We start from the raw sequence: 23,859 nt of genomic DNA on the forward strand, positions 1-23,859 counted from the left end.
TGTCTGACAATGACGGGTCGGCAACACGGGCTGGCAACGACGCGTTCGTTGCCAGCCTTTTACGTGTTGCCGACCCCGTGTCCGTGACCCGTCGGAGGTGTGCGATGAAGATTTACTGGCAGGACGATCGTTTGATCGTCGCCGAAGGTGATATCACCCGTTTCGAGGGGGATGCCATCGTCAATGCCGCCAACAAGAGTCTACAAGGCGGAGGTGGTGTCGATGGCGCGATCCACCGAGCGGCGGGCCCCGAACTCCTCGAGGCCTGCCGAGCGCTGCGACGTACGGCCTGGCCGGATGGATTGCCGGTGGGCGAAGTCGCGATGACGCCGGGCTTTCGTCTGCCGGTCGCCCATGTCATCCACACCGTGGGGCCTGTCTTCGCGAAGTCCGAGGATCGCTCCTCCCAGCTGGCCGATTGCTACCGTCATGCGCTGCGCCTGGCGGAGAAACATCAGTTCACGCGGCTGGCGTTTCCGGCGATCTCGACCGGCATCTACGGCTACCCTGCCGAGGCCGCCGCGAACATCGTGGCCGCCGTGATGCGCGATACGCTACCCGCGATCCCCGATCTTACGGTGACGCTGATGTTCTTTTCGGCGGCGGATGCCGAGATATTTCTGAACCACGCCTTCGACGGATAGTGTCACCCCGGGAAACGTCGTTACCGGGACGGCCGCCGAGGGAACGTCACTCTTCGGGCTGATACTTGTAGCCGACGCCGTAGACCGAGCGAATGATGTCCCGGTCCGGCCAGACATCGGCGATCTTGCGTCTCAGCTTCTTGACGTGGCTGTCGACGGTACGCTCGGAAACGATGCGATGGTCGCGATACATGTGATCCATCAACTGGTCGCGGGAGAAGATCCGCCCCGGGCTGTGCATCATCACCTTGAGAAGCTGAAATTCGACAGCGGTGAGATTCAGATCCTCGCGTCCCGCCATGGCGCGCCAGCCGTCTTCGTCCAGCGTCAGGCGATCGCCTTCGGGAATGGCTTCCTCGGTGCCGATGATGCCGTAGCTTCGGCGTAGTACCGCCTTGACGCGGGCCACGACTTCACGCGGACTGAACGGTTTGCAGATGTAGTCGTCGGCTCCCAGCTCGAGTCCCAGCAGCCGATCCACTTCCTCGACGCGAGCGGTCAGCATGATCACCGGTATCGCGGGAAATCGCTCGCGGATCTGGCGGCACAGTGTGAGGCCATCGGTGCCGGGCAGCATCAGATCGAGCAGGACCAGCATCGGCTGATTTTCCTCAAGCCACTCCATGACCGCGTTGCCGTGGTCGATATGATCGGACGCATAGCCGCTTTTCGACAGGTAGTCGGCGACCAGCCGTGCAATCTTGGGTTCGTCCTCGACGATCAGAATGGTGTCGTTCATCAAACCGGCTCCAGGTCAGTTGGCATGTCTGCCGTGTTCTTGGGAGGCATCCGGGGATCGTGCGCGGGACCGGCCGCCGGATAGCTCGGCGGCTGGGGCGATCGCAGGGACCGCGGGCAGATCCAGCGGGAACCTCAGCGTCCAGCGTAAACCGCCCAGTGATGACGCCGAGGGCACCAGCGTTCCCCCCTGGGCCTCGATCAGTGCATTGGCGATCGACAGGCCCAGGCCACTGCCGCCGCTGCGACGATTGCGTGATCCTTCCACTCTGTACAGCCGTTCGGTCAGGCGCGGCAGTTCGTTCTCCGGCACGCCGGGAGAAGTATCTTCCCAGATGACCTCCGCCTGATCGCCGCGGCGCTTCAGCGTGACCCGCAGGGCGCCGGGGCTGTCGGTATAGGCAATGGTGTTGGACAGCAGATTGTCCCATAACTGACGCAAGCGCTGATTGTCGGCCCTCACCCAGAGGGGTTCGGCATCGAGCTCGAGCGTCAGGCCGTGACTTTCCAGCCGTAGCTGGCTGTCTTCGAGACGCTGGATCAGCGACTCTTCGAGATCCACCGGCACCAGATGCATGTCCAGTGCCCCGGCGTCACTCTGGGCCAGCAGGCGTAGATCCTCGACCAGATGACCGAGCTGGTCGACCTCCTGCTGCAACGATCCCAGATTATCCACAGACAGCGGTCGTATCCCGTCCTGCATGGCTTCGATCTCGCCGCGCAGGATGGCCAGCGGTGTGCGCAGCTCATGAGCGATATCCGCGACCCAGCGCTGGCGCGCGCGGCGACTGGCTTCCAGCGTTTCGGCCAGTTGATTGAAATCCGCGGAGAGGCGCGACAGCTCGTCACGGCCGCGCTCGGAGAGGCGCACGCTGTAGTCTCCCAGGGTCAGTCGCCGGGTCGCCAGCGTCATGAGTCGGGCGCGATGGCCCAGCCACCAGGCGAGTCCGCCGGCGAGCAGCAGGGAGGCGAGGAACAGCGAGACGACGATGATCGTGAGATTGCGCTGCTGACGTTCGAGGAATATCTGATCCATCCGCGCCATCAAGCGCTCCGGGGGCAGATAACCGAGCTGGCCGACCAGCTTGTCGCCACTGCGGATCGGCACGAAGTGCGGCTCCGGCGGCGGGGGCATGTCGAGGTCGAGATCCTGAGGCGGCGGCTTGAGCAACGGTTCGCCGATGACCGGATTGCTCAACTCGTCGAGCAGCACGTAGCCGCGGGCATCGGAAAGCTGGCGATCGATACCGCTGGGCGGACGCTTTTCGCTCGACCAGAGCTGGCTGCGAACCAGGCTTTGCCACGCACGGGGATTGTCGCGCAGCCACTGCCAACTGCCGCGTTGCGTCCACTGTTCGCCCAGCGCGTTGGCCAGGGTTTCGGCGCGTGTCGATTGGCTGCGCTCGAGATAATTGACGAAACCCTGATCGAGACTGCGCGAGACGAACACGAACACCAGCCCGCTGATCAGCACATTGGTGATCAGGATGATGGCGAACAGTTTGATGCCGAGGCGTGACAGTCGTGGCCAGTCACGCCGTCCGCTATACGATGAGGACATGAGATCCGGCTTTTTCACGGGTGGCGTCGATCTCCGGGAGTGTGTCTCCAAATGCAGCAGTGATGGTTCAGACAATGGGTAAAGATCATGGAGATTACACTGGCTTCATGGTCCCGGTCCTGTCCTCAGGGGCGCCAGCACGGGAAACGAGGCGATCGCCCCACGGAAAGTCCACGGCGTGGTGCGGTTGATCGGCGGCGTCGAAGGCTGCCCATAGCGCCGCGAAGGTGCGCCCGTCGAGGGGGTGTCGATGAGACGGCAGCAGTTCCGCCAGCGGGTGCAGTACGAAAGCGTAGCGCAGGATGTCCTCGCGCGGCAGCCGCGTATCGCCGTAGTGGCCGACGGCATCCCCCCACAGCAGTACGTCGATATCCAGGGTGCGGGCGATGAGCTTGGTCGGCCCCGCGGGCCTGCCGTTGTCCCGCTCGATCGCCTTGCAGTCATCACCGATGGCCGCCGCAGCGCGTTCGGTCTCGAACGCCGCGACAAGGTTGTAGAACGGACGATCGTCATCGAAACCGACCGCTTGACTCTCGAAGACCCGCGAGAGCTGTAGCGGCGCCGGACCAGCCAGCGTCGCCAGTGCGTCCAGGGCCCGCGTCAGATGATAGTGGCGCCGGATATTGCTGCCCAGGCCGAGAACGACCAGCGGCATCAGTCGGCGCTGCGCTCGATGCGAACGCCTACGGCCTGCGCGGCCGCCACGGCGCCCGGCTTGCGTACGGTCAGGCGCAGCCGACGGATACCGAATTCATCGATCAGCAGCGCAGCGACGCGCTCGGCGAAGGTTTCCACCAGCCCATGCGCGTTATCGTTGGCGTAGTCGGCGAGACGCTGGCAGATGGCGGCGTAGTCGAGCGTCAGGCTCAGATCATCGCCCCGGGCTGCCGGGCGAATGTCGGTGTGAAGCTCCAGATCCAGCTCCAGGCGTTGGCGCACCGTGCGCTCCCAGTCATAGACGCCGATGACTGTCTCCAGGCTCAAGCCCTCGATCAATACCTGATCCACGCGAACTCCCCATCACGACTGATTGTTCTGAATGGTGATGACGATCCACAGTGACTGCTGATCGACGCACCGGCCAAGGTGGCATCGATTGTACGCGATGGGAGTGGCAGAATCAGGGCTCTCGATGAGGTCCGCCCGCGCGGACAAGGGGAGTAACGTCTTGCCACCGATCCTTGCGACCAGCCTGCTGGTGGCGGCTGGCTATCTCAGCGGCTCGCTGCTGGGAGCGATCTGGGTCTGTCGCTCCTGGGGGCTGCGCGATCCGCGCTGGGCGGGGTCCGGCAACCCGGGGTTCTCCAACGTACTGCGGGCCTTCGGCTGGCGGCCGGCACTGCTGACGCTGATCATCGATGCGGTCAAGGGGATGCCAGTGCTGTGGTTGGCAGGCAGCGTGTCGCCATCGGTCTGGGCAGAAGGGCTGGTGGGATTCGGCGTGCTGATCGGGCACAGTTGCCCGATCTGGCATCGGGGGCGCGGCGGCAAGGCCGTCGCCAGTGCATTCGGCGTGTTGCTGATGCTGGCGACGCCGGTGGCCCTGATCTGCGCGGTCTGCTGGTTCCTGCTGGCCTGGCGAGTGCGTACGGCGGCGGTGGCCTCGCTGGCCACCGCGCTGATGGCACCGCTGCTGAGTTACTGGCTGGTGCCACCGATGACAGGCGTGATCTGCGTGTTCTCTCTGCTGGTACTGGCGCGGCACGCCTGGAACATTCGCCTGTGGCGGGAGCGGCGGCGCGAGGCTCATGAACCGGCCCTGGCCGATCCGTTCGATGAAGAGGACGCGTTGAGCGATCGCCGCGAGCTCGGTCGACGGGAGCCGTTCAGGCCTCGGGAGGAGTGAGCTCCGCCAGCGGCCAGCGCGGGCGAGGTTGCAGGGTCTGGCTGCGCTGGCCGGCGGCAAGGCGTTGCGCGCCGGCATAGGCGATCATCGCACCATTATCGGTACAGAAACGTCCACGCGGGTAGAATGCCTGGGCGCCCATCTTGACGAGCGCCGTATCCAGCGCCTCGCGCAGGCGCCGATTGGCACTGACCCCGCCGGCGACGACCAGTCGCTGCCGGCCGCTCTCCTTGAGCGCGCGGCGACACTTGATCACCAGTGTATCCACCACCGCATCCTCGAAGGCGCGGGCGACATCGGCGCGTGCCTGGGCGTCGAGCGCATCCTGTTCGCGCAGTTTGTGCAGCGCGGTCAGGGTGTGCGTCTTGAGGCCCGAGAAGCTGAAGTCCAACCCGGGGCGGTCGGTCATCGGGCGGGGAAAGCGAAAGCGCTCGCTGCGACCCTGCTCGGCCAGTGCGGCCACCTGTGGGCCGCCGGGATAGGGCAGTTCGAGCATCTTGGCGACCTTGTCGAACGCTTCACCGGCGGCGTCGTCGACTGACTCCCCCAGCAGTCGATAGTCGCCCAGGCCACGCACGTCCACGAGCTGAGTGTGCCCTCCGGACACCAGCAGGGCGACGAACGGAAACGGCGGCGGATTCTCTTCCAGCATCGGCGCCAGCAGATGGCCCTCCATGTGATGCACGCCGAGCACGGGGATATGCAGAGCGCGCGCCATGCCGTGCGCGGTGCAGGCGCCAACCATCAGCGCCCCGACCAGCCCGGGGCCGGCGGTGTAGGCGATGCCATCCAGATCGTGCTTGGTCAGTCCGGCTTCGCCGAGAACCTGGTCGACCAGCGGCAACAGCTTGCGGGTGTGGTCGCGGGAAGCGAGTTCCGGCACCACGCCGCCGAATTCGGCGTGTAGCGCGATCTGGCTGTAGAGCGCGTCGGCCAGCAGCCCGGCGTCGGTGTCATAGATCGCGACGCCGGTTTCGTCGCAGGAAGTTTCGATACCCAGCACGCGCATGGTCGAATAATCCGTCGGAGTCGTTGAAGGAAAGGCTGAAGCGGGAGGCGCGCTAGTTTACGCTGTCGAAAAGCCATTTGCATTGGTTCGAGGGCGCGACTAGAATGCTCTGCTCTGTAGGACTGGGTCGTGCGCCTTTAACACGTCCTCGACTGTCGAGCGATCTCGTGAGGCAGATCTGGGCCGGGAAGATCCGGAATGGCGAAGCGCCGGGGTTCAACCCCTCGCGTGACGCTTTCTCGAATTTCTCGGGTCGTGCGTTCAAAGGGGCGTGCGTTCAAACCGAACTCAATTCCCAAGGTAGGTGAGTGCTTCATGCCCGCTGTTAAAGTACGTGATAACGAGCCGTTCGACGTCGCGCTGCGTCGCTTCAAACGCTCCTGCGAAAAAGCCGGAGTTCTTTCTGAAGTCCGCCGTCGCGAAACTTACGAGAAGCCCACTTCAGTTCGCAAGCGTAAAGCTGCGGCTGCAGTGAAGCGTCACGCCAAGAAGTTGCAGCGTGAGCGTAAGCGTTTCGAACGCTTGTATTGATCTGTACTGCGGGTGACTTCGGTCACCCCAGAGGGACGATCAAACGGCCGCCGTTCAGGTGGCCGTTTGTTTTTGTTCCGCCGCCACTGTACATGCTGCGGGGCGAAAGCAGTGTCTTCTTGCCTGTCCTATCTTCAGCCGAATCACGCTTCATGACAGGCATGGCAGTTCGCAGCCTGAACTGCGAGCGGATCTCCGAGAGCGTCTGACGATATGGCCGGACAGATTTCCCAGCGTTTCATCGATGACCTGTTGGCGCGTACCGACATCGTCGATGTGATCTCCGAACGGGTGCAGCTCAAGAAGAGCGGACGCAATCATAGCGGCCTCTGCCCGTTTCATCAGGAAAATTCTCCGTCGTTCACGGTCAGTCACGACAAGCAGTTCTATCACTGTTTCGGCTGCAGCGCCCACGGTAACGCCCTGCGGTTTCTGATGGAGTTCGACAATCTGCGTTTTCCCGAAGCGGTTGAGCAGCTGGCCTCGCGGGCGGGCATGCAGGTCGAGCGAGACGGTGGCGAAGACCCGGGAGCGCGTCAGCGTCAGCAGAAGCGCGAAGAAGGCGTCAATCTGCTGGAGCTGGCGTCGCGTTTCTTTCGCGAACGTCTGGCCCTCGGTGGCGGACGTCAGGCACGGGAGTATCTCGAGCGCCGCGGTCTGAGCCAGGAGATCATTCGCGATTTCGGTGTCGGTTACGCCGAAGACGAGTGGGAGTCGCTCAAGCGCTATCTGCTCGAGCAGGGCATCAGCGAAGCGGTCCAGGTCGAATATGGATTGCTGGTCCACCGCGAGGAGACCGGCCGCACCTACGATCGGTTTCGCGATCGCGTGGTGTTTCCGATTCGCGACTGGAAGGGTCGCACCATTGCCTTCGGCGGTAGGGTGCTGGGCGACGCCAAGCCCAAGTACCTGAACTCGCCGGAAACGCCGGTCTTTCACAAGGGGCGTGAACTCTACGGGCTGTTCGAAGCGCGCCAGGCCAATCGGCAGCTCTCGCGGGTACTGGTGGTCGAGGGCTACATGGATGTGGTCGCACTGGCGCAGTTCGGTATTCGTAATGCCTGTGCCACGCTCGGTACGGCGCTGACGAACGATCACCTGCAGCGACTGTTTCGGCTCGTGGATGAGGTGGTGTTCTGCTTCGATGGCGACAATGCCGGCCGTCAGGCCGCGCGTCGCTCGCTGCAGACGGCCCTGCCGTCGATGATCGACGGACGTCAGGTGCGCTTCCTGTTCCTGCCCGAGGGCGAGGACCCGGACACGCTGGTACGTCAGGAGGGGCAGGAGGCGTTCGAGAACCGGATCACCTGTGCCAGTCCGCTGTCGGAATTTCTGTTCGAGCAGGCGGCGGAAGGGCGCGATCTCAAGCAGGTGGAAGGTCGTGAACGCTTCGTGACAGCGGTGCTGGACGCGCTCAAGCATCTGCCGGAGGGCGTACTCAAGTCGCTCTTGCTAAAGGAGCTGTCGGTGCGAAGCGGGATCGAGCCGTCGCAGTTTGCCGACTGGTTCGAGAAGCACGCGGTTCCCGCGCCACGCCCGGCTATGACCGCGGACACCGCTGGCTATGAAGCGTTGATGATGTCGTCGGATGGCGACGACGATGCCGCTTCAGACCCCGCCATGGCGGTCGATAATGGCAATAATTATGCAAGGCAGCGCGGACTTCCGGCATCTCGCGTGGGAACTGCTACGCTTTCTCTGAGCATTCCGGCGCGCATATTGCATCTATTGTTGCACGAGCCGGGATTGGTCGACGGTCTACCGGAAACACTGGAATGGTGCCCGGTCGAGATGCCGGACGGCAAGTTGTGCCGTGAAGTGGTGCATTTGCTGCGCGCTGGCCGTTATCGCAGCCCCCAGGTGCTGCTGGCCCACTTTCACGGTAGCGCCGACGGCGAGCGTCTCGACCAGCTGGCGCGACGTGAACTGGAGATCCCGCGTGATGTCCGGGCCAGCGAGCTGGAAAACTGGGTGCGCTATCTCGAACGCCAGAGCGCCCGTTTGACGCCGGCGGAAGAGTACCGTCAGTTACTGGAAAAGAGTCGCCAGCCGGGCGCGCTCAGCAGCGAAGAGAAGCAGCGTCTGCGAGAGTTGATCGGCAAGCTGGCCGAAGGATCGTAAGTCACGTGAGTGTCGCGGCATCATTATCCATGGGTCGCGAGACGGTAAGAGAAAGAGCGGAATTGACCGAGAAAGACCGAAATTGACCGGAAAAGATCAAGGCTACTCGCAGGGAAAGCACGAAGTGGTCAATCGACAGGGCGGTCGAAAGGTTGAAATGGCGGCGATCGCCACCAAATAGGTTAACCAAGCACACTAGCACACCTGGCAGGCAAGGTAATAGAAGCTGGCAGCAAAAAGCGGGGGCGCGCTATACTAGCCGGCTTTTGGGGCGTCGCGCCGTCACCCCAGGTGCTTCATTCTTCTTCGTCGAGTAGGGTTTCTATGGCTGGAAATGCACAGCAGTCACGTTTGAAGGAGTTGATCGCACGCGGCAAAGAGCAGGGCTTCCTGACTTATGCCGAAGTGAACGATCACCTCCCCGAAGATATCGCTGATCCCGATCAGGTGGAAGATATTATCTCCATGATCAATGACATGGGGATCAATGTCGTCGAGGAGGCACCTGACGAAGACACGCTGATGATGTCCGACGACTCCACCGACGAATCCGCGGCTGAAGAAGCCGTTGCGGCGTTGGCAGCGGTGGAGAGTGATGTCGGGCGCACCACCGACCCGGTGCGCATGTACATGCGCGAGATGGGAACGGTGGAGCTGCTGACTCGCGAAGGCGAAATCCTGATTGCCAAGCGCATCGAGGAGGGGCTGCGGGAAGTGATGTCCTCCCTGGCCTATCTGCCCGGGGCGGTCGACTCCATTCTTGGCGTCTACGACCAGACTCAGGACGAGGAGGCCCCTGGGCGCCTGTCCGACCTGTTCTCCGGCTTCATCGATCCCGACGAGGGGATTCCCGGTGTCGCCGAAGTCGAGATGCCGGAAGAAGTCGAAGCCGATATCAGCGACGACGATGACGAAGACGGCGAAGACGGTGAAGACGACGACAGCGCCAGCGAGGGCGGTCCCGACCCCGAAGAGGCGCGAGTCCGTTTCGAGCAGATTCGTGAGCAGAACGAACTCGCCAAGGCGGCGATCGCCAAGCATGGGCGTGGCTCCAAAGAAGCCAATGCCGAGCAGGCGCGTCTGGCCGTGCTTTTCTCGCCGATCAAGCTGTCGCCCAAGCACTTCGAGCGTCTGGTCGGCCAGGTCCGGATCAGCGTCAATCAGGTGCGCAGCCAGGAAAAGGCGATCATGCAGGTGTTCGTCAAGCAGGGTAAGGTGCCGCGCAAGACCTTCATCAGCTCGTTCCTGGGTAACGAAGCGTCCGTCAGCTGGTTCGACGAATTCCTGGGCAAGAACGGCAAGTATTCCGATCGGCTCGAGCCGTTCCGCGGCGACGTGCAGCGCGCCCAGCGCAAGATCGGTTTCGAGCAGGAGATGGTGCTGCTCAGCGTCGGTCAGCTGAAAGAGGTCAATCGCCGTCTTTCCATCGGCGAGGCCAAGGCGCGTCGAGCCAAGAAGGAGATGGTCGAGGCCAACCTGCGTCTGGTCATCTCGATCGCCAAGAAGTACACCAATCGTGGTCTGCAGTTCCTGGATCTGATTCAGGAAGGCAACATCGGTCTGATGAAGGCGGTGGACAAGTTCGAGTATCGCCGTGGCTACAAGTTCTCGACCTATGCCACCTGGTGGATTCGTCAGGCGATCACGCGCTCCATCGCCGACCAGGCTCGCACCATTCGTATCCCGGTGCACATGATCGAGACGATCAACAAGCTCAACCGCGTGTCGCGTCAGATGCTGCAGGAGATGGGCCGCGAGCCGACGCCGGAAGAGCTGGGCGAACGCCTCGAGATGCCGGAAGACAAGGTGCGCAAGGTGCTCAAGATCGCCAAGGAGCCGATCTCCATGGAGACGCCCATTGGCGACGACGAGGATTCGCACCTGGGTGACTTCATCGAGGACAGCACCATGGTGCTGCCGATCGACTCCGCCACCGGCGAGGGCCTGATCGAGGCGACCCGCAATGTGCTGGGCGGCCTGACCGCACGCGAAGCCAAGGTGCTGCGCATGCGCTTCGGTATCGACATGAACACCGACCACACGCTGGAAGAGGTCGGCAAACAGTTCGATGTCACCCGTGAGCGTATCCGTCAGATCGAAGCCAAGGCGTTGCGCAAGCTGCGTCATCCGTCGCGCTCCGAGCCGCTGCGTTCGTTCCTCGACGAGTAGGTCTCTGACCAAATCTGAAAACCCCGGCAATCGACAGGTTGCCGGGGTTTTTTGTTAGCCGTCGTCCCCCGACAGCCTCTCTGCGCGGCTCGCCTGCAGCGTGCGCGTCATCAACGCGCGAAGGGCGGCGGGACGCACCGGTTTGAGCAGTATCTGGTAGCCGCCGCGCTTGATCTCCTCGGCCACTTCCTCGGTCCGGTCCGCGGTGATCACGATGCCAGGGACGGCCTGCTCGCAGAGTTCTTCCAGCGCCTCCAGCGCCATCATGCCGGTGACCTCGTTGTCGAGATGGTAATCCGCCAGAATCGCGTCCGGATCGCCGCCCATGTTGCGAATCGCCGACTTGGCGCCGCCGATCGAGGTGGCGGTATAGACCTCGCACTCCCAGCCTTCCAGCATCGCCTTCATGCCCTCGAGGATCAGACGCTCGTTGTCGATGCACAGGATGCGCGTGCCCGACAGCTTGTTGCTGACACGTTTGGTGGATGCGGTGTCCTCGGGAGTGGCGGCGCCGCGTCGATCGGCGATCATCGGGACCGAGACAGAGAAAACGGTACCCAGGCCGACCTGGGAGCGCACCAGGATCGGATGATCGAGAACCCGGCTCATGCGTTCGGCGATCGACAGACCCAGGCCCAGGCCGCGCTCGCTCTCCTTGTGGCGCGAGGCCTGATCGAGCCGCCGAAATTCCTGGAAGATCTCACTCAGCTTGGATTCCGGGATGCCCGGTCCGGTATCCCAGACCTCGATCACCACGCGACCGGCGTAACGACGACAGCCCAGCAGGACTCGACCCTGCTGGGTGTAACGCAGGGCGTTGGAGAGGAAGTTCTGCACGATGCGGCGCAGCATCTGGGCATCGCTGTCGACCCACAGGCTGGTCTGGACCACGTCCAGATCGAGGCCGCGGTCATCTGCCATCACCTCGAACTCGGCTCGCAGGGGCAGCAGAATGTCTGCCAGCGGGAACTGGCTGCGACGCGGCGTCAGCGCGCCGGCATCGAGCTTGGAGATATCCAGCAGCGTCCCCAGCAGCTCTTCCGCGGCCTGCAGCGAATTGTCGATGTGGCCGATGGTGCGGTTGTGATCGCTATGATCGATCTGCTGGCCGAGGGCGGAGGTGAATAGCCGCGCCGCATTCAGCGGTTGCAGCAGGTCATGGCTGGCGGCGGCCAGAAAGCGTGTCTTCGAGGCGTTGGCATCCTCGGCGGTCTGCTTGGCCTGACGCAGGGCCTGCTCGGCCTCGGCGCGGACCCGGTTTTCCTGACGCAGTGCCGCGTTGGCCTCGGACAGCGCCTGGGTACGTTCGCGCACCCGCTCCTCGAGATTCTCGTTGGTTTCACGCAGCGCGATCTCGGCCAGCCGCCGTTCGGTGATGTCCTGGTAGAGCGCGAAGAAACCGAGAATGCGCCCGCCCTCGCCGAAGTGGGGGGTATAGGTCACCAGCATGTAGCGGATACCGCCGTCGCCGTCATCGAGCGAGATCTCGAAGGTGACGCGCTCGCCGCTCAGCGCGCGCTTCATCCACGGCGTGCGCTGGCGCGCCGTCTGAGCCGGCAGCACGTTGTCCGCTCGCTCCCCGATCACCGCGTTTCGGTCGATTCCCATCGCGGCCTCATAGGCGCGGTTGGTGAAGAGATAGCGGCACTCCTTGTCGAAGTAGGCGATCAGCGCGGGCACGTTGTCGGTATAGATACGGATATTGCTCTCGGAACGGATCAGCGCTTCCTCGGTGCGCTTCTGCTGGGTGATGTCCTGGTAGGTGTAGACGAAACCGCCTCCCGGCATCGGGTTGCCCAGCACCTCGAGCACCGAGCCGTCGGGACGGTAGCGTTCGTAGCGATGGGGCTGGCCGCTGCGAATGTTTTCGATCAGCTGCTCGACGTGCTCCTCCGGATCGCCCGGGCCGTACTCGCCGTTATGGGCATTGTAGCGGAACACCTTTTCCATCGGCGTGCCGACGCGGATCAGGTTGTCGGGAAAGCGGAAGATCTCCAGATAACGCTGATTCCAGACCACCAGGTTGAGGTTCTGGTCGACCACTCCGATGCCCTGATTGATGTTCTCGATGGTCGCCTGCAGCAGCGCCCGGTTGAACTCCAGCACCTGTGAGGCTTCGTCGACGATCGAGATGACGTCGGAAATGCCGATGCCCCGGCCCTGGAGCGCGGAGTTGACCACGATGCGTGACGACGATGCCCCGAGCACCGAGGCCAGCAGGCGCTCGGTGAACTGGATGACGTCGATCGACGCCCGAGTGTTGTTGTCCACCGGTTTGGCGTTACGCCGGGCGTAGTCCTCGAAGGCGCGCTCGACCTGTGCCTTGCCCAGGAAGCGCTCGCACAGCACCTTGAGATCGCCCATGGTGGTGGCGCCGGTCCAGGGGCGATTGACCGTGGTCTGGCGGGTTTCGATGCTGTCGACGAAAAGCGAGGCCTGGATGCGCTCCACGACCCGTTGCGGTGTCAGCTGCGAGATGAAGATGTAGAAGAACAGGTTGAAGCCCAGCGACAGCATCGCGCCATGAGCGAAGCTGTCGGTGACGTTGAGGCCGAACAGATGCAGCGGAGAGAGCCATTCGACCCCCAGCGGACCACCGACCAGCCACGCCTCCGGCAGCAGATTGGCCTGGATCAGCGCTGGCATCAGCAGGGTATAGGCCCAGATAGCGAAGCCGACGTTGAGCCCGGTCACCACGCCGAGGCGATTGCCGCGCTTCCAGTAGAGCCCGCCGAGCAGTGCCGGCGCGAACTGGGCCACGGCCGACAGTGACAGCAGTCCGGTCGCCGCCAGCGAGCTGTATTCGGCCACCAGCTGGTAGAACAGGTAGGCCAGGGCCAGAATGACGAGAATGGTGAGCCGGCGGGCGCGCAGCACCAGCCGGCCGTAGTCGCGGGGCTTCTTTTCGAACCAGCGCAGTCGGAACAGGGCCGGCAGCACGATCTCGTTGGAGATCATGATGGCGTTGGAAACGACGGCCATGATCACCATGCCGGTGGCGGCCGAGAGACCGCCGACGAAGGTCATCATCGCCAGCCACGGCTGGTCGGCAACGATCGGCAGGGCGAGTACGTAACTGTCCGGAGAGAGCCCTTCTCCGGGGAACAGCGAGAGCCCGGCCGCGGCCAGGGGCAGAACGAAGAAGCCCATGGCCACCAGGTAGACGGGGAACAGCCAGCGTGCCCGCTTGGCATCGTCGGTGTGGGTGTTCTCGACCACCGTGACGTGGAACTGACGAGGAAGACAGAAGACCGCCAGCATCGCCAGTAGTGTCTGGGTCCAGAAGCTGGTATCGAAGTTCTGCTCGGTCAGTTGCTGTTGAAGCTTCAGGTAGGTATCCGCACGCGTCAGCAGCTCGCCCAGACCGTCGAACATGCCCCAGGTGACGTAGGCGCCCAGAACCAGGAAAACCACCAGCTTGACGACCGATTCGAAGGCGATGGCCTGGATCAATCCTTCATGGTGCTCGGTGGCATTGGTGTCCCGGGTGCCGAACAGAATCGCGAAGGCCGCCATGAAGATGGTGATGTAGAAGGCGGTGTCGTCGACGATGGGGGCCTTGATCGCATTGCCATCGCTGGTCATCACCTGGAAAGCGGTGGAAACCGCCTTCAGCTGCAGGGCAATGTAGGGCAGCGTCCCGATCAGCGCGATCAGGCTGGCGAATGCCGCCAATGACTGCGACTTGCCATAGCGGGAGGCGATGAAGTCGGCGATCGACGTCACGTTCTGACGTTTGGCGACACGAATCATCTTGGTGATGACGGGCCAGAACAGGAGAAAGGCGAGCACCGGACCGACGAAGATACTGGCGAACGACCAGCCCGACGTCGCGGCCTGCCCCACACTGCCGTAGAAGGTCCATGACGTGCAGTAAACCGCCAGCGCCAGGCTGTAGACGATCGGTCGGCGGCTCGCGGGCCCATGACGCCTGGCATGACGATCCCCGCGCCAGGCAATGGCGAACAGCGTGGCGACATAGAGCAGTGCCACGACGATCAGTAACCCGCCTTGAAACATGATTCTCTCCCTTGACCTGCGGCCATTCCAGGGCAACGCCAACCTCGAGGGCAGCCGCGATGCCGGGCTCGATGACAATGGTGCCGCGCTGGATCAGTTCTTGGTACAGACCGCCTCGAGTTGCGGGTCGTCGCTGGCGAGGTGGCGCAGGCGGTCGAGGTCGGGCTGGCGGCTGTCGCCGATGAGCGGCACGCTCTCGCGGGCGCTGCAGTTCATCAGGTACGCCTGATGTGTCAGCACGTCGCGATACTGCATCTCGAAGCGGTAGAGTATGAACTCGACGAGGCGCTCGCCTCCGGCCTGCGATTCCACCAGCTTGTCCCGGTCCACCACGCTGAACGCCGTGGTCAGCGGGTAGAGGTACGTCCACGGGCGCCATGGCATCCGGCTCTGCTCGGCCGACACTACCTGTGCCGAGTCGGGCAACTGCTGGACCTTGTTACCATACCAGTCGTACTCGTAGTTGATCTGATAGGCGATCAGGCCCAATCCCGCGCAGACCGGAATGATCCAGCGCGGCAGACGTTTACCGCTGAGAGCGCGCAGCAGCAATGCCACGCCTGCGGCGCCCAGGCCCGCGACGGCGGCGGCAACCAAATGCCATATCATAGTGAGTCCTTGCTCAAAGAATCGGGCTTCCCGCTGGGAAGCCCGATTCGATTGAAACCAGCTGGCCTGATTCGTCAGGAGTGCATTGTCGCTTAGTGATCGATCGCGATACCAGCCCCTTTGGGATAGCGCACGCTCTCGACGAGATCCTGAATCTCCTGGGGTGGCTCCTCGCTGACGCTGGAAACCACGTAGGCCACGACGAAGTTGAGGATGGCGCCGACCGCACCGATGGATAGTGGCGAGATGCCCAGTACCCAGTTGGCCTCGGTGTCCGGCAGGTTGTTGGTATCCGGAATGAAGAACCAGCCCTTGTAGACGAAGATGTAGACCAGGGTGAAGATCAGGCCCGTGAGCATGCCGGAAATCGCGCCCTTGTTGTTGATTCGCTTGGAGAATATTCCCATCATCAGCGCGGGGAAAAGCGAGGCGGCGGCGATACCGAAGGCCAGTGCCACGACCTGGGCAGCGAATCCGGGAGGATTGACGCCGAGATAGGTGGCGACGACGATCGCGACGGACATCGAGATGCGCGCTGCCCGCAGTTCGCCCTTCTCGGTGATCTTCGGATTGATCGCACCCTTGATCAGGTCATGACTGATCGCCGAGGAGATCGCCAGCAACAGGCCGGCCGCGGTGGATAGTGCTGCAGCCAGGCCCCCCGCCGCGATCAGACCGACCACCCAGCCGGGCAGATTGGCGATTTCGGGGTTGGCCAGGACCAGAATATCGTTGCTGACCTCCAGCTCGTTGCCTTGCCAGCCGCGGTTGGAGAAATCGGCGGTGTCGTTGTAGAGCTGAATGTTGCCGTCGTTGTTCTTGTCCTCGAAGCTAATCAGCCCCGTTTCTTCCCAGGTCCGGATCCAGTCTGGACGATCTGCGTAAGCGATGGGGTTGGCGGCAGCGTCCTCGTAGTTCTCGACCTGGCCGGCCATGTCCGGGTAGATGGTGGTCACCAGATTGAGGCGGGCCATCGAGGCCACGGCCGGCGCCGTCAGGTAGAGCAGGCCGATGAACACCAGGGCCCAGCCGGCGGACCAGCGCGCGTCGGAGACCTTGGGCACCGTGAAAAAGCGCATGATGACATGCGGCAGGCCCGCGGTGCCGATCATCAGCGATAGCGTGAACAACACCATGTTCAGCTTGTTGTCGACCATCGCCGTGTACTCATTGAAGCCCAGTGCGGTAACGACTTCGTTGAGCTTGCTCAGTAGGGGCTCGCCGGAGGCGCTGTGATCGGAGAAGAGGCCGAGAGGCGGTATCGGGTTGTCGGTCAACTGCAGCGAAATGAACACCGCCGGGATGGTGTAGGCGATGATCAGCACGATGTACTGCGCCACCTGGGTATAGGTGATCCCCTTCATCCCTCCCAGAACCGAGTAGAAGAACACCACGATAGCGGCGATGATCAGACCGGTTGTCGCGTCGACCTCCAGAAAGCGCGAGAAGGCCACGCCGGCTCCGGCCATCTGGCCGATGACGTAGGTGAGCGACGCCACGATCAGGCAGACCACCGCTACCATGCGCGCCGATTTGCTGTAGAACCGGTCGCCGATGAACTCGGGGACGGTAAACTTGCCGAACTTGCGCAAGTAAGGGGCCAGCAGCAGAGCCAGCAGCACATAGCCACCGGTCCAGCCCATCAGAAAGGTGGAGGCGCCATAACCTGCCGAGGCGATGATGCCCGCCATGGAAATGAACGAGGCGGCGGACATCCAGTCGGCGCCGATCGCCATGCCGTTGGTGATCGGGTGTACCCCGCCGCCAGCGACGTAGAAGTCCTTGGTCGAACCGGCCTTGGCCCAGATCGCAATGCCGATGTAGATGGCAAAGGAGCCCCCGACAAAGAGAACGTTGATCGCAAATTGACTCATGCAGGCTTACTCCCCGAGTCCGAATTGTTTGTCCAGTCGGTTCATCTTCCAGGCATAAAAGAAGATCAGGCCGATGAAGATCAGAATGGATCCCTGTTGAGCGAACCAGAAACCCAGGTCGGTACCGCCGACGGATATGCCGGCGAGCAGGGGGCGCAACAGAATGGCGCAGCCATAGGATGCCAGCGCCCAGACAATCAGGCAGCCGGTTATCAGGCGAAGGTTCGCCTTCCAATAGGCAGCAGCGTTGGATTTGTCATCTGCCATGTTATCGTTCTCCGCGTCATTGAAGGTGGGAAGTGGCTTTGAGTTTATGTTTGCCCGGTAGGTCGGTCGTTCATCGACAAACTGTATTCATCGTGAGTGATTCGCATGCATACGAATTTTGCGCGGGGAGGTTCGACCGATTGGCGCTTTTCGATCACTCATTTTATGGCGACTCCAGTCGCTCTTGATTGGCGCCATGGCTCGTCGACGGGATGCTTTATCGACGGGCGATTGCCCTGCGTTACTCAATAGCAATATTGGGCAACGAAAACAAGGCGTTAAATCTTCTACCTTAGTATCGTCGGAATGGCTGAATAATAGTTGTAGATAGTTGACTAGCTGTAAATAAAGCTGTGGTTAAAATTTTGGCCGATGTCTATAGGACAATGGTCTGGTCATGAATTCGCGTCGCCCGGTCTGGCGGAGCGGCCAAGATCGATAGTCTGTTTTTTGCTGTAAAATAGCGAGTCATTACGAAATAAAAAGACAGTGAGTTTCGTTAATTTATAATAAGCTCGAAAACAAAAATAAGAGAAAGTGCAAGTGGTGTCGAAGTGACCCCGAAAACAGTGCTGCAGAAATGTCGGAAGCGTTCGGGAGCGCTGTCGATAGCGTCTTTGCTTGAGCATCCACGGTATGGTGCTTTTCAAGAGTGAATTTTCGTAACTGAGACGATGTGGCAGTTCGAGCGCGCCTTTGAAGGGCTCGTTCGCTGCCGGATCCCCGACAAGGGTGTGCCATTGCGATGGCGGGAGCCGCATGATGGTCGATATGGACCTTTCCCAGCCGCCTTTCACGCTGCTCGACGACAGCGGGCGTGAGCGTGTGGTTCGTGGCGTCGATCTGCTCTATTTCAGTCGTGACGAGATCATTCTCGATGCCGGTCAGCCCGGTGAGTTCATGTACATCATTCACAAGGGTGAGATCGCGGAGCTCGATCCACACGCGCCGAGCGATCAGGCGCGCATTGCCCATTACACGGCTGGTGACCTGTTCGGCGCTATCAGCATTCTCAAAGGGACCAGCCGATATCGCTTCAAGGTGGAGCAGGAAAGCCTCTGCTATGCGATGCCCAGGTCGCTCTTCGAGCACCTTTGCTGCGATTACCCGGCGTTCGCCGAATTCTTCCGGCGCGGGTTGGCGCAGAAGACCCGCCTGCTAGCCGAGCGTCGCGCCGAGAGTGGCGTGAACATGGCGGGTTTCATGCTGGCTCGGGTCAGCGCGTGCATGCGAGCCCCGTTGATCGTCGAGTCGACCACGAGTATTGCCGCGGCGGTCAACCGGCTCAACGAGAGCCATGCCGATAGTCTGCTGGTCGGCAACAACGGTCGCTTCGGTGTGGTGACCAAGACCGATTTGCTCAATGCCCTGGTCATGGAGGGCGCGACGCAGGCGCGTCCGGTCGTCACCATTGCCCACTTCGAGCTGGTATCCGCCGGTCCCGATCAGTATCTGTTCGAAGCGCTGGTGCAGATGACTCGGCATCAGGTGGCCAGGGTGGTAGTGGTCGAGCGGGATCTGCCGGTCGGCGTGGTGGAGTTGACCGATGTGCTCAGTTACTTCTCGAGCCGCTCCTACATGGTCAGTCTCGAGCTCGAGCAGGCCGGCGATCTCGAGGCTCTGGCTCGTGCCAGCGCTCGATTGCCGGCGTTGGTCCAGGCACTGATGGCCCAGGGGATCAAGCTCCGTTTTGTCATGGACCTGCTGGCGGCGCTCAACGGACGTATCGTCGACAAGGCCTATCAGTTTCTCATCGACCCTCGCTACCGCGTCCAGAGCTGCCTATTGGTGATGGGCAGTGAAGGACGCGGCGAACAGATTCTCAAGACCGATCAGGACAATGCGCTGATCGTTGCCGACGATAGCTATTGGCCCGATCGCGCGATGGCCATGCAGCGTTTCACCGAAACGCTCTACACGCTGGGCTACCCACCGTGTCCGGGCAACATCATGGTCTCGAACCCTGCCTGGGTAGACAGCGAGAGCGGCTGGAGAAGGACGGTCTCGCGCTGGGTCGAGCGCCGTGACGAGGCGTCGCTGATGAACCTCGCGATCATGCTCGATGCCCGTGGCGTGGCCGGCGACACCCGTCTGCTGGATCGCCTACGCGAATATCTCTTCGACAGCTGCTCCCACGATGAACTGCTGCTTTCCTACCTGGCTCGGGCTGCGCTGCATTTCGCCGCGCCGCTGACCCTGTTCGGCACGCTCAAGAAACCCAGACACGGTATCGACATCAAGAAAGGCGGCATCTTTCCGATCGTGCACGGGGTGCGCACCCTGGCGCTGGAATGTCGTATCGACGAAACATCGACCCTGGCCCGGCTGGCGGCGCTGGCCGAACAGGGACGGCTGGAAGCGGACTTTGCCGCGGATCTCGGCGAGGCGCTGGCGTTATTCATCGAGTTGCGCCTCAAGCAACAGCTGACCCGGCTCGACGGACGGCAGAACAGCGACGAACCCAATCTGGTCGTGGTTCAGGCCCTGTCCTCGCTGGAGCGCGACCTGTTGCGCCAGGCGCTGCATATCGTCAAGGATTTCCAGCAGCGTCTGACGCACCGTTTTCATCTGGAATACTGACGAGGGCCGCGATGATACGTTCGTTACGCCGTGCGGCCGATCGACGCCGCCAGGGGCATGGCCGCTATGACTGGCTGTTCAGCCCCTACGCCGGTGACGAGCTGGTGGCCATCGACTGCGAGACCACCGGCCTCGACACCAGGACCGCCGAACTGGTCTCGATCGCCGCAGTGCGCATCAAGGGCGAACGGGTGATGACCAGCGACTCGCTGGATCTGCATCTCCAGCCGCCGGCCAGCCTCCACGGCGACTCCATCAAGATCCATCGCCTGCGCGGGGTCGACCTGAATGATGGCGACGAGCTGGGAGAAGCGCTGGAGAAGTTCCTCGACTTCATTGGCAACCGGCCGCTGCTGGGCTGGTGTGTCGATTACGACCTGGCGGTCATCGACCGCCAGCTGCGCCCCCTGTTCGGCTTCGGTTTGCCCAATCCATGCGTCGATGTGGCACGGCTCTATCGTCGTGAAATGCATCGGACGCGGCCGCAGCTGGAGCCAACGATGAATTTCGAGCGGGTCGCCGAGGCGCTCAATGTCCCGGTGATGGGCCGTCATACCGCCCTCGGTGATGCGACGACCACGGCCTTGATGTACGTACGCCTGAAGAAGGGTGCACTGGCGGCAAGTTAGCGAGGGAGCATCGCAAGTCGCCGGGTGCAGTGATAGCATGAGCGCGCCTTCATACCCATCTGTGTCGTTCGACCCATGCAAGCATCTACCGTTACCCAGAAGTACGAGTTCAACAAGCTGCAGAAGCGCCTGCGTCGCCAGGTCGGCAACGCGATCATCGATTACGGGATGATCCATGAAGGCGACAAGGTGATGGTTTGTCTGTCCGGTGGCAAGGACTCCTACACCATGCTGGAAATCCTGATGAATCTGCAGCGCAACGCGCCGGTCGATTTCGAGCTGGTGGCGGTCAATCTCGACCAGAAGCAGCCGGGGTTTCCCGAGCACGTGCTGCCCGAATACCTGGACGCCAGGGGGGTGAATTACCACATCCTGGAGCGCGACACCTATTCGGTGGTCAAGGAGAAAACGCCCGAAGGCAAGACGACCTGCGCGCTCTGCTCGCGTCTGCGCCGCGGTTCACTCTACGGTTTCGCCGAAGAGATCGGCGCGACCAAGGTGGCGCTGGGGCATCATCGCGAGGACATCCTCGAGACGCTGTTTCTCAACATGTTCTTTGGCGGCTCGCTCAAGTCGATGCCACCCAAGCTCTTGTCGGACGATGGCAAGAACATCGTCATCCGACCGCTGGCCTACTGCCGCGAGGCCGACATTGCCGAATTTTCGCGGCAGATGGCGTTTCCGATCATCCCCTGTAACCTGTGCGGCTCCCAACCCAACCTGCAGCGCCAGGTGGTCAAGGAGATGCTGGCGGAGTGGGAGGTCAAGCATCCCGGGCGGCTGGAGACCATGTTCAAGGCGGTGACCAACGTCGCCCCCTCGCAGCTCGCCGATCGCAATCTGTTCGACTTCGAAGGGTTGGAGGCCAAGCAGCGCCAGCGACAGGAAGCGCGGATCGATGCCTTCGATCTGCTCGCCCGCGAGGCCTGAACCCGGTTTCTGGTGCAATCCTTGACCCTCGGGTCGCGACCTTCTCCACGGCCTGTCGGTCATCCGGCGGGCCGTCGGTATGTCAGCCTAGCGGGCCACCCAGGATCGTCTTGCGCATCCCGCCCATGATGCGAGTGCCGTCTTCCTCGGCCAGCTCGGCATACCAGGCCCGTGTCGTGTCGGGATTGGCGCCATGAGTGGTGTCGGCGCGTTGCCGCGCGCGGCGGACGATCTCGCCCACGCGTGCCGCTCGATTCTCGTCATAGCTCTTCAGCGCCGTCGCAATGTCGTTGTCGGCCTCGTCCAGGGCGCGGGCCAGCACCCACGCGTCTTCCATTGCCTGACAGCCACCCTGGCCCAGATCCGGTGCCATGCCATGGGCGGCGTCACCCAGAATCGCGGCACGCTCGCCGACGAGCGTGTCCAGCGGTTCGATGTCGTGGATTTCGACGCGGGCCATCGCGGCGGGATCGAAACGCGCGATCAACTTCTGCACCGGCTCCGCCCAGCCGGCGAAATGGCGTGCGAGTTCGTCACGATAACGCGTTGGGTCATTCGGTGTGTCGACCGGGAGGGGAACGTCGAAGAAGCAATAGAACTCCGGGTTGGCGGGGTCGCCGCTCATCGGCATCATCGACACGCGCTGATGATCGCCGACGTATTGTACCCAGTTCTCGAGCGGAGCCAGATCCGGCGTTGCCGATACGCGGACGTTCCAATTGACGTAGCCGCAGTAGCGGCGTTCGACGGAGCGCCCCAGCGCACGCTCGCGAAGTCGTGAATGGGTGCCGTCAGCGATCACGATGAGGTCCGCCCGGCGGGTCGAACCGTCGGCGAGTTCGGCGCTGATGCCACCGGCGTCCGGGCGGTAATCCGTGCAGGCCAGCCCCAGCGTGACACTGTCCTCTCCCACGGCGTCCAGCAGCAGCTGCTGGAGGGTCGCCCGGGCGATGGGGCAGGCACGCTGGCGGACCTGGTCATAGAGCGTCTGCAGGCCGAACCGGGTCAGGGGCTCGCCGTCCCGGGTATAATAGGCCATGGCGTTCATGCGGCCGCTGGCCAGTTCCACGGCGTCGCCCACGCCCAGTGCCTTGAGTACCTTCACGCCGTTGGACCAGACCGAAATGGCGGCGCCGACCGGGCGAAATTCGGCGACGCGGTCGATGACCTCGACCCGGTGGCCTGATTGCTGCAGCGCGAGGGCCGCGGTCAGCCCGCCCATGCCGGCGCCGATCACGAGAATGTTCAAAGCCATGAGTTGTCCTGAAATTGTTATCGTTGGCTCGGTGGAATCTGACCGATCGATCAGGTTTTGTCATCCTACGCAAAAAAGATACCCGCTGGGAATGCCGGTGTAGCCATCTCTGGAATCGACACCAAGCTGGTGCCATCTTTTTCGACAAGGTTTCTTCGACAAGGCAAAGCGATGACCAAGGTGGTGATAGGGCCGACACTCGAGATCCAGGATCGCGAAAGGTTGCGCAAGGCGCTTGAAGCGGGCGATAGCTCACGTCATGAAACCGCTATCGGCGGATTCGTCGTCGAGGGTGTGGCCAAGTCTGCCCGGTTGATCCTGTGCCATGGCGCTGGTGCCGGACACGACTCCGAATTTCTCGCCCGACTGCGTCGGGGCCTGGCCGCGAGGGGTATCCAGGTCGTCGCGGTGGAGTTCGGCTACATGACGACCATGCGCCGGGAAGGAAGGCGTCGACCGCCGCCCAGAATCGAGACGCTGGTGACGGAACTGGCCGAATGGCAACGGACGCTGCTGACACTCGATGGGGAAACGCCGCTCTGGCTTGGCGGCAAGTCCATGGGGGGAAGAGTGGCAAGCCTGCTGGCGACACAAACCGAGGTGGCCGGCCTGGTTCTGTGTGGTTATCCGTTTCATCCTCCCGGCAAACCCACCCGGCTGCGACTCGATCACTGGTCGCGGATTGCCTGCCCACTGCTGCTGTTCCAGGGAACTCGTGACCCGTTCGGGCGGCGCGACGAGGTCGAGGGTTATGATTTTCCGGCGCAGGTCGAGTGTCATTTCATGGAGGGCGGCGACCACGACTGGCAGGCCCCTAAGCGCCATCTGCAGACGCAGTCCACATTGATCGATGAAGCTGTTGGCCACGTGGCGCGGCGGCTGGGCGCAAGTGAATGATCCAGATGAAGAAAAGCGGCGTGAAAAGCTGTTGACTTTCAACCGGCCGCAGGTAGAATGCAGCGCCACGTGACCACGGGTGGTTAGCTCAGCTGGGAGAGCACCAGCCTTACAAGCTGGGGGTCACAGGTTCGAACCCTGTACCACCCACCATCATGGTTTCATGATGCTCGGGTATC

General features: G+C 62.3%; 19 protein-coding genes and 1 tRNA gene. 10 read left to right on the forward strand and 10 right to left on the reverse strand.

Going from position 1 to position 23,859, the window contains the following annotated elements:
- The first annotated feature begins 104 nt into the window (after positions 1-104).
- Complete coding sequence (locus tag BTW07_RS17580; protein ID WP_075571466.1) at positions 105-644, forward strand: O-acetyl-ADP-ribose deacetylase; 540 nt, start codon at positions 105-107, stop codon at positions 642-644.
- 46 nt (positions 645-690) lie between these two features.
- Here the strand turns inward: BTW07_RS17580 and BTW07_RS17585 are convergent, their stop codons facing one another.
- From BTW07_RS17585 to folB, 4 genes are all read right to left on the reverse strand, one after another.
- On the reverse strand, positions 691-1,383 hold the full coding sequence (locus tag BTW07_RS17585; protein ID WP_075571467.1) for a response regulator: 693 nt from the start codon (positions 1,381-1,383) through the stop codon (positions 691-693).
- Between the two features lie 15 nt (positions 1,384-1,398).
- Entirely contained in the window at positions 1,399-2,943 is a 1,545-nt protein-coding gene (locus BTW07_RS17590) for an ATP-binding protein (protein WP_075571468.1), read from the reverse strand.
- 94 nt (positions 2,944-3,037) lie between these two features.
- Positions 3,038-3,598, reverse strand: coding sequence for a 2-amino-4-hydroxy-6-hydroxymethyldihydropteridine diphosphokinase (gene folK / locus BTW07_RS17595; RefSeq protein ID WP_075571469.1), 561 nt, complete (start codon positions 3,596-3,598; stop codon positions 3,038-3,040).
- The gene (gene folB / locus BTW07_RS17600) at positions 3,598-3,951 is read right to left on the reverse strand and encodes a dihydroneopterin aldolase (RefSeq protein ID WP_075571470.1); all 354 of its coding nucleotides are present in this window, start codon (positions 3,949-3,951) and stop codon (positions 3,598-3,600) included. Before folB ends, folK begins: the two co-directional genes overlap by 1 nt.
- Before the next feature lie 160 nt (positions 3,952-4,111).
- Here folB and BTW07_RS17605 point away from each other — a divergent pair, with 160 nt between their 5' ends.
- Entirely contained in the window at positions 4,112-4,789 is a 678-nt protein-coding gene (locus tag BTW07_RS17605) for a glycerol-3-phosphate acyltransferase (protein WP_244158439.1), read from the forward strand.
- Here BTW07_RS17605 and tsaD read toward each other — a convergent pair.
- The gene (gene tsaD / locus BTW07_RS17610; RefSeq protein WP_075571471.1) at positions 4,770-5,798 is read right to left on the reverse strand and encodes a tRNA (adenosine(37)-N6)-threonylcarbamoyltransferase complex transferase subunit TsaD; all 1,029 of its coding nucleotides are present in this window, start codon (positions 5,796-5,798) and stop codon (positions 4,770-4,772) included. The two genes, BTW07_RS17605 and tsaD, sit on opposite strands and share 20 nt — an antisense overlap.
- Before the next feature lie 315 nt (positions 5,799-6,113).
- Here tsaD and rpsU point away from each other — a divergent pair, with 315 nt between their 5' ends.
- From rpsU to rpoD, 3 genes are all read left to right on the forward strand, one after another.
- Entirely contained in the window at positions 6,114-6,329 is a 216-nt protein-coding gene (gene rpsU / locus BTW07_RS17615) for a 30S ribosomal protein S21 (protein WP_071231491.1), read from the forward strand.
- 213 nt (positions 6,330-6,542) lie between these two features.
- Entirely contained in the window at positions 6,543-8,450 is a 1,908-nt protein-coding gene (dnaG, locus tag BTW07_RS17620; RefSeq protein WP_075571472.1) for a DNA primase, read from the forward strand.
- Positions 8,451-8,774: 324 nt separating this feature from the next.
- The gene (gene rpoD, locus BTW07_RS17625; protein ID WP_075571473.1) at positions 8,775-10,619 is read left to right on the forward strand and encodes an RNA polymerase sigma factor RpoD; all 1,845 of its coding nucleotides are present in this window, start codon (positions 8,775-8,777) and stop codon (positions 10,617-10,619) included.
- Positions 10,620-10,673: 54 nt separating this feature from the next.
- Here the strand turns inward: rpoD and BTW07_RS17630 are convergent, their stop codons facing one another.
- From BTW07_RS17630 to BTW07_RS17645, 4 genes are all read right to left on the reverse strand, one after another.
- Positions 10,674-14,639 carry a hybrid sensor histidine kinase/response regulator gene (locus tag BTW07_RS17630; RefSeq protein ID WP_075571474.1) on the reverse strand — a complete coding sequence of 1,322 codons (3,966 nt, stop codon included), beginning with the start codon at positions 14,637-14,639 and terminating at the stop codon, positions 10,674-10,676.
- Positions 14,640-14,732: 93 nt separating this feature from the next.
- Entirely contained in the window at positions 14,733-15,248 is a 516-nt protein-coding gene (locus tag BTW07_RS17635) for a hypothetical protein (protein ID WP_075571475.1), read from the reverse strand.
- 92 nt (positions 15,249-15,340) lie between these two features.
- Positions 15,341-17,122, reverse strand: a complete 1,782-nt coding sequence (locus tag BTW07_RS17640) for a sodium:solute symporter family protein (protein ID WP_075571476.1) — start codon at positions 17,120-17,122, stop codon at positions 15,341-15,343.
- Between the two features lie 6 nt (positions 17,123-17,128).
- Positions 17,129-17,389, reverse strand: coding sequence for a DUF4212 domain-containing protein (locus BTW07_RS17645; RefSeq protein WP_075571477.1), 261 nt, complete (start codon positions 17,387-17,389; stop codon positions 17,129-17,131).
- 762 nt (positions 17,390-18,151) lie between these two features.
- Between BTW07_RS17645 and BTW07_RS17650 the strand changes: the two genes are divergently transcribed.
- The 3 genes from BTW07_RS17650 to ttcA all read left to right on the forward strand — a co-directional run bounded on the left by BTW07_RS17650 (position 18,152) and on the right by ttcA (position 21,528).
- Entirely contained in the window at positions 18,152-19,969 is a 1,818-nt protein-coding gene (locus BTW07_RS17650; RefSeq protein WP_075571490.1) for a putative nucleotidyltransferase substrate binding domain-containing protein, read from the forward strand.
- 11 nt (positions 19,970-19,980) lie between these two features.
- The gene (locus BTW07_RS17655; protein WP_075571478.1) at positions 19,981-20,598 is read left to right on the forward strand and encodes a 3'-5' exonuclease; all 618 of its coding nucleotides are present in this window, start codon (positions 19,981-19,983) and stop codon (positions 20,596-20,598) included.
- 75 nt (positions 20,599-20,673) lie between these two features.
- Positions 20,674-21,528 carry a tRNA 2-thiocytidine(32) synthetase TtcA gene (ttcA, locus tag BTW07_RS17660; protein ID WP_075571479.1) on the forward strand — a complete coding sequence of 285 codons (855 nt, stop codon included), beginning with the start codon at positions 20,674-20,676 and terminating at the stop codon, positions 21,526-21,528.
- An 82-nt stretch (positions 21,529-21,610) separates the two neighbouring features.
- On the opposite strand, the gene hpxO is transcribed toward ttcA, so the two are convergent.
- Complete coding sequence (hpxO, locus tag BTW07_RS17665; RefSeq protein ID WP_075571480.1) at positions 21,611-22,783, reverse strand: FAD-dependent urate hydroxylase HpxO; 1,173 nt, start codon at positions 22,781-22,783, stop codon at positions 21,611-21,613.
- Between the two features lie 171 nt (positions 22,784-22,954).
- Here hpxO and BTW07_RS17670 point away from each other — a divergent pair, with 171 nt between their 5' ends.
- Both BTW07_RS17670 and BTW07_RS17675 read left to right on the forward strand, forming a co-directional pair.
- Positions 22,955-23,680, forward strand: a complete 726-nt coding sequence (locus BTW07_RS17670; RefSeq protein ID WP_083942029.1) for an alpha/beta family hydrolase — start codon at positions 22,955-22,957, stop codon at positions 23,678-23,680.
- Between the two features lie 77 nt (positions 23,681-23,757).
- Positions 23,758-23,833 (forward strand) — tRNA-Val (locus BTW07_RS17675).
- The last annotated feature ends 26 nt before the right edge of the window (positions 23,834-23,859 follow it).

Origin of the sequence: Salinicola socius (assembly GCF_001937195.1) — a bacterium.
In the GTDB taxonomy this organism is placed as follows: Bacteria; Pseudomonadota; Gammaproteobacteria; order Pseudomonadales; family Halomonadaceae; genus Salinicola; species Salinicola socius.

Excerpts from the sequence above, each read along its gene's own strand:
- BTW07_RS17640 (WP_075571476.1), bottom strand. The coding sequence starts at position 17,122 with ATGAGTCAATTTGCGATCAACGTTCTCTTTGTCGGGGGCTCCTTTGCC.
- BTW07_RS17580 (WP_075571466.1), top strand. The coding sequence starts at position 105 with ATGAAGATTTACTGGCAGGACGATCGTTTGATCGTCGCCGAAGGTGAT.
- BTW07_RS17590 (WP_075571468.1), bottom strand. The coding sequence starts at position 2,943 with ATGTCCTCATCGTATAGCGGACGGCGTGACTGGCCACGACTGTCACGC.
- BTW07_RS17655 (WP_075571478.1), top strand. The coding sequence starts at position 19,981 with ATGATACGTTCGTTACGCCGTGCGGCCGATCGACGCCGCCAGGGGCAT.
- hpxO (WP_075571480.1), bottom strand. The coding sequence starts at position 22,783 with ATGGCTTTGAACATTCTCGTGATCGGCGCCGGCATGGGCGGGCTGACC.
- BTW07_RS17635 (WP_075571475.1), bottom strand. The coding sequence starts at position 15,248 with ATGATATGGCATTTGGTTGCCGCCGCCGTCGCGGGCCTGGGCGCCGCA.
- tsaD (WP_075571471.1), bottom strand. The coding sequence starts at position 5,798 with ATGCGCGTGCTGGGTATCGAAACTTCCTGCGACGAAACCGGCGTCGCG.
- rpoD (WP_075571473.1), top strand. The coding sequence starts at position 8,775 with ATGGCTGGAAATGCACAGCAGTCACGTTTGAAGGAGTTGATCGCACGC.
- BTW07_RS17585 (WP_075571467.1), bottom strand. The coding sequence starts at position 1,383 with ATGAACGACACCATTCTGATCGTCGAGGACGAACCCAAGATTGCACGG.
- BTW07_RS17650 (WP_075571490.1), top strand. The coding sequence starts at position 18,152 with ATGGTCGATATGGACCTTTCCCAGCCGCCTTTCACGCTGCTCGACGAC.
- rpsU (WP_071231491.1), top strand. The coding sequence starts at position 6,114 with ATGCCCGCTGTTAAAGTACGTGATAACGAGCCGTTCGACGTCGCGCTG.
- dnaG (WP_075571472.1), top strand. The coding sequence starts at position 6,543 with ATGGCCGGACAGATTTCCCAGCGTTTCATCGATGACCTGTTGGCGCGT.
- BTW07_RS17645 (WP_075571477.1), bottom strand. The coding sequence starts at position 17,389 with ATGGCAGATGACAAATCCAACGCTGCTGCCTATTGGAAGGCGAACCTT.
- ttcA (WP_075571479.1), top strand. The coding sequence starts at position 20,674 with ATGCAAGCATCTACCGTTACCCAGAAGTACGAGTTCAACAAGCTGCAG.
- folK (WP_075571469.1), bottom strand. The coding sequence starts at position 3,598 with ATGCCGCTGGTCGTTCTCGGCCTGGGCAGCAATATCCGGCGCCACTAT.
- BTW07_RS17630 (WP_075571474.1), bottom strand. The coding sequence starts at position 14,639 with ATGTTTCAAGGCGGGTTACTGATCGTCGTGGCACTGCTCTATGTCGCC.
- BTW07_RS17670 (WP_083942029.1), top strand. The coding sequence starts at position 22,955 with ATGACCAAGGTGGTGATAGGGCCGACACTCGAGATCCAGGATCGCGAA.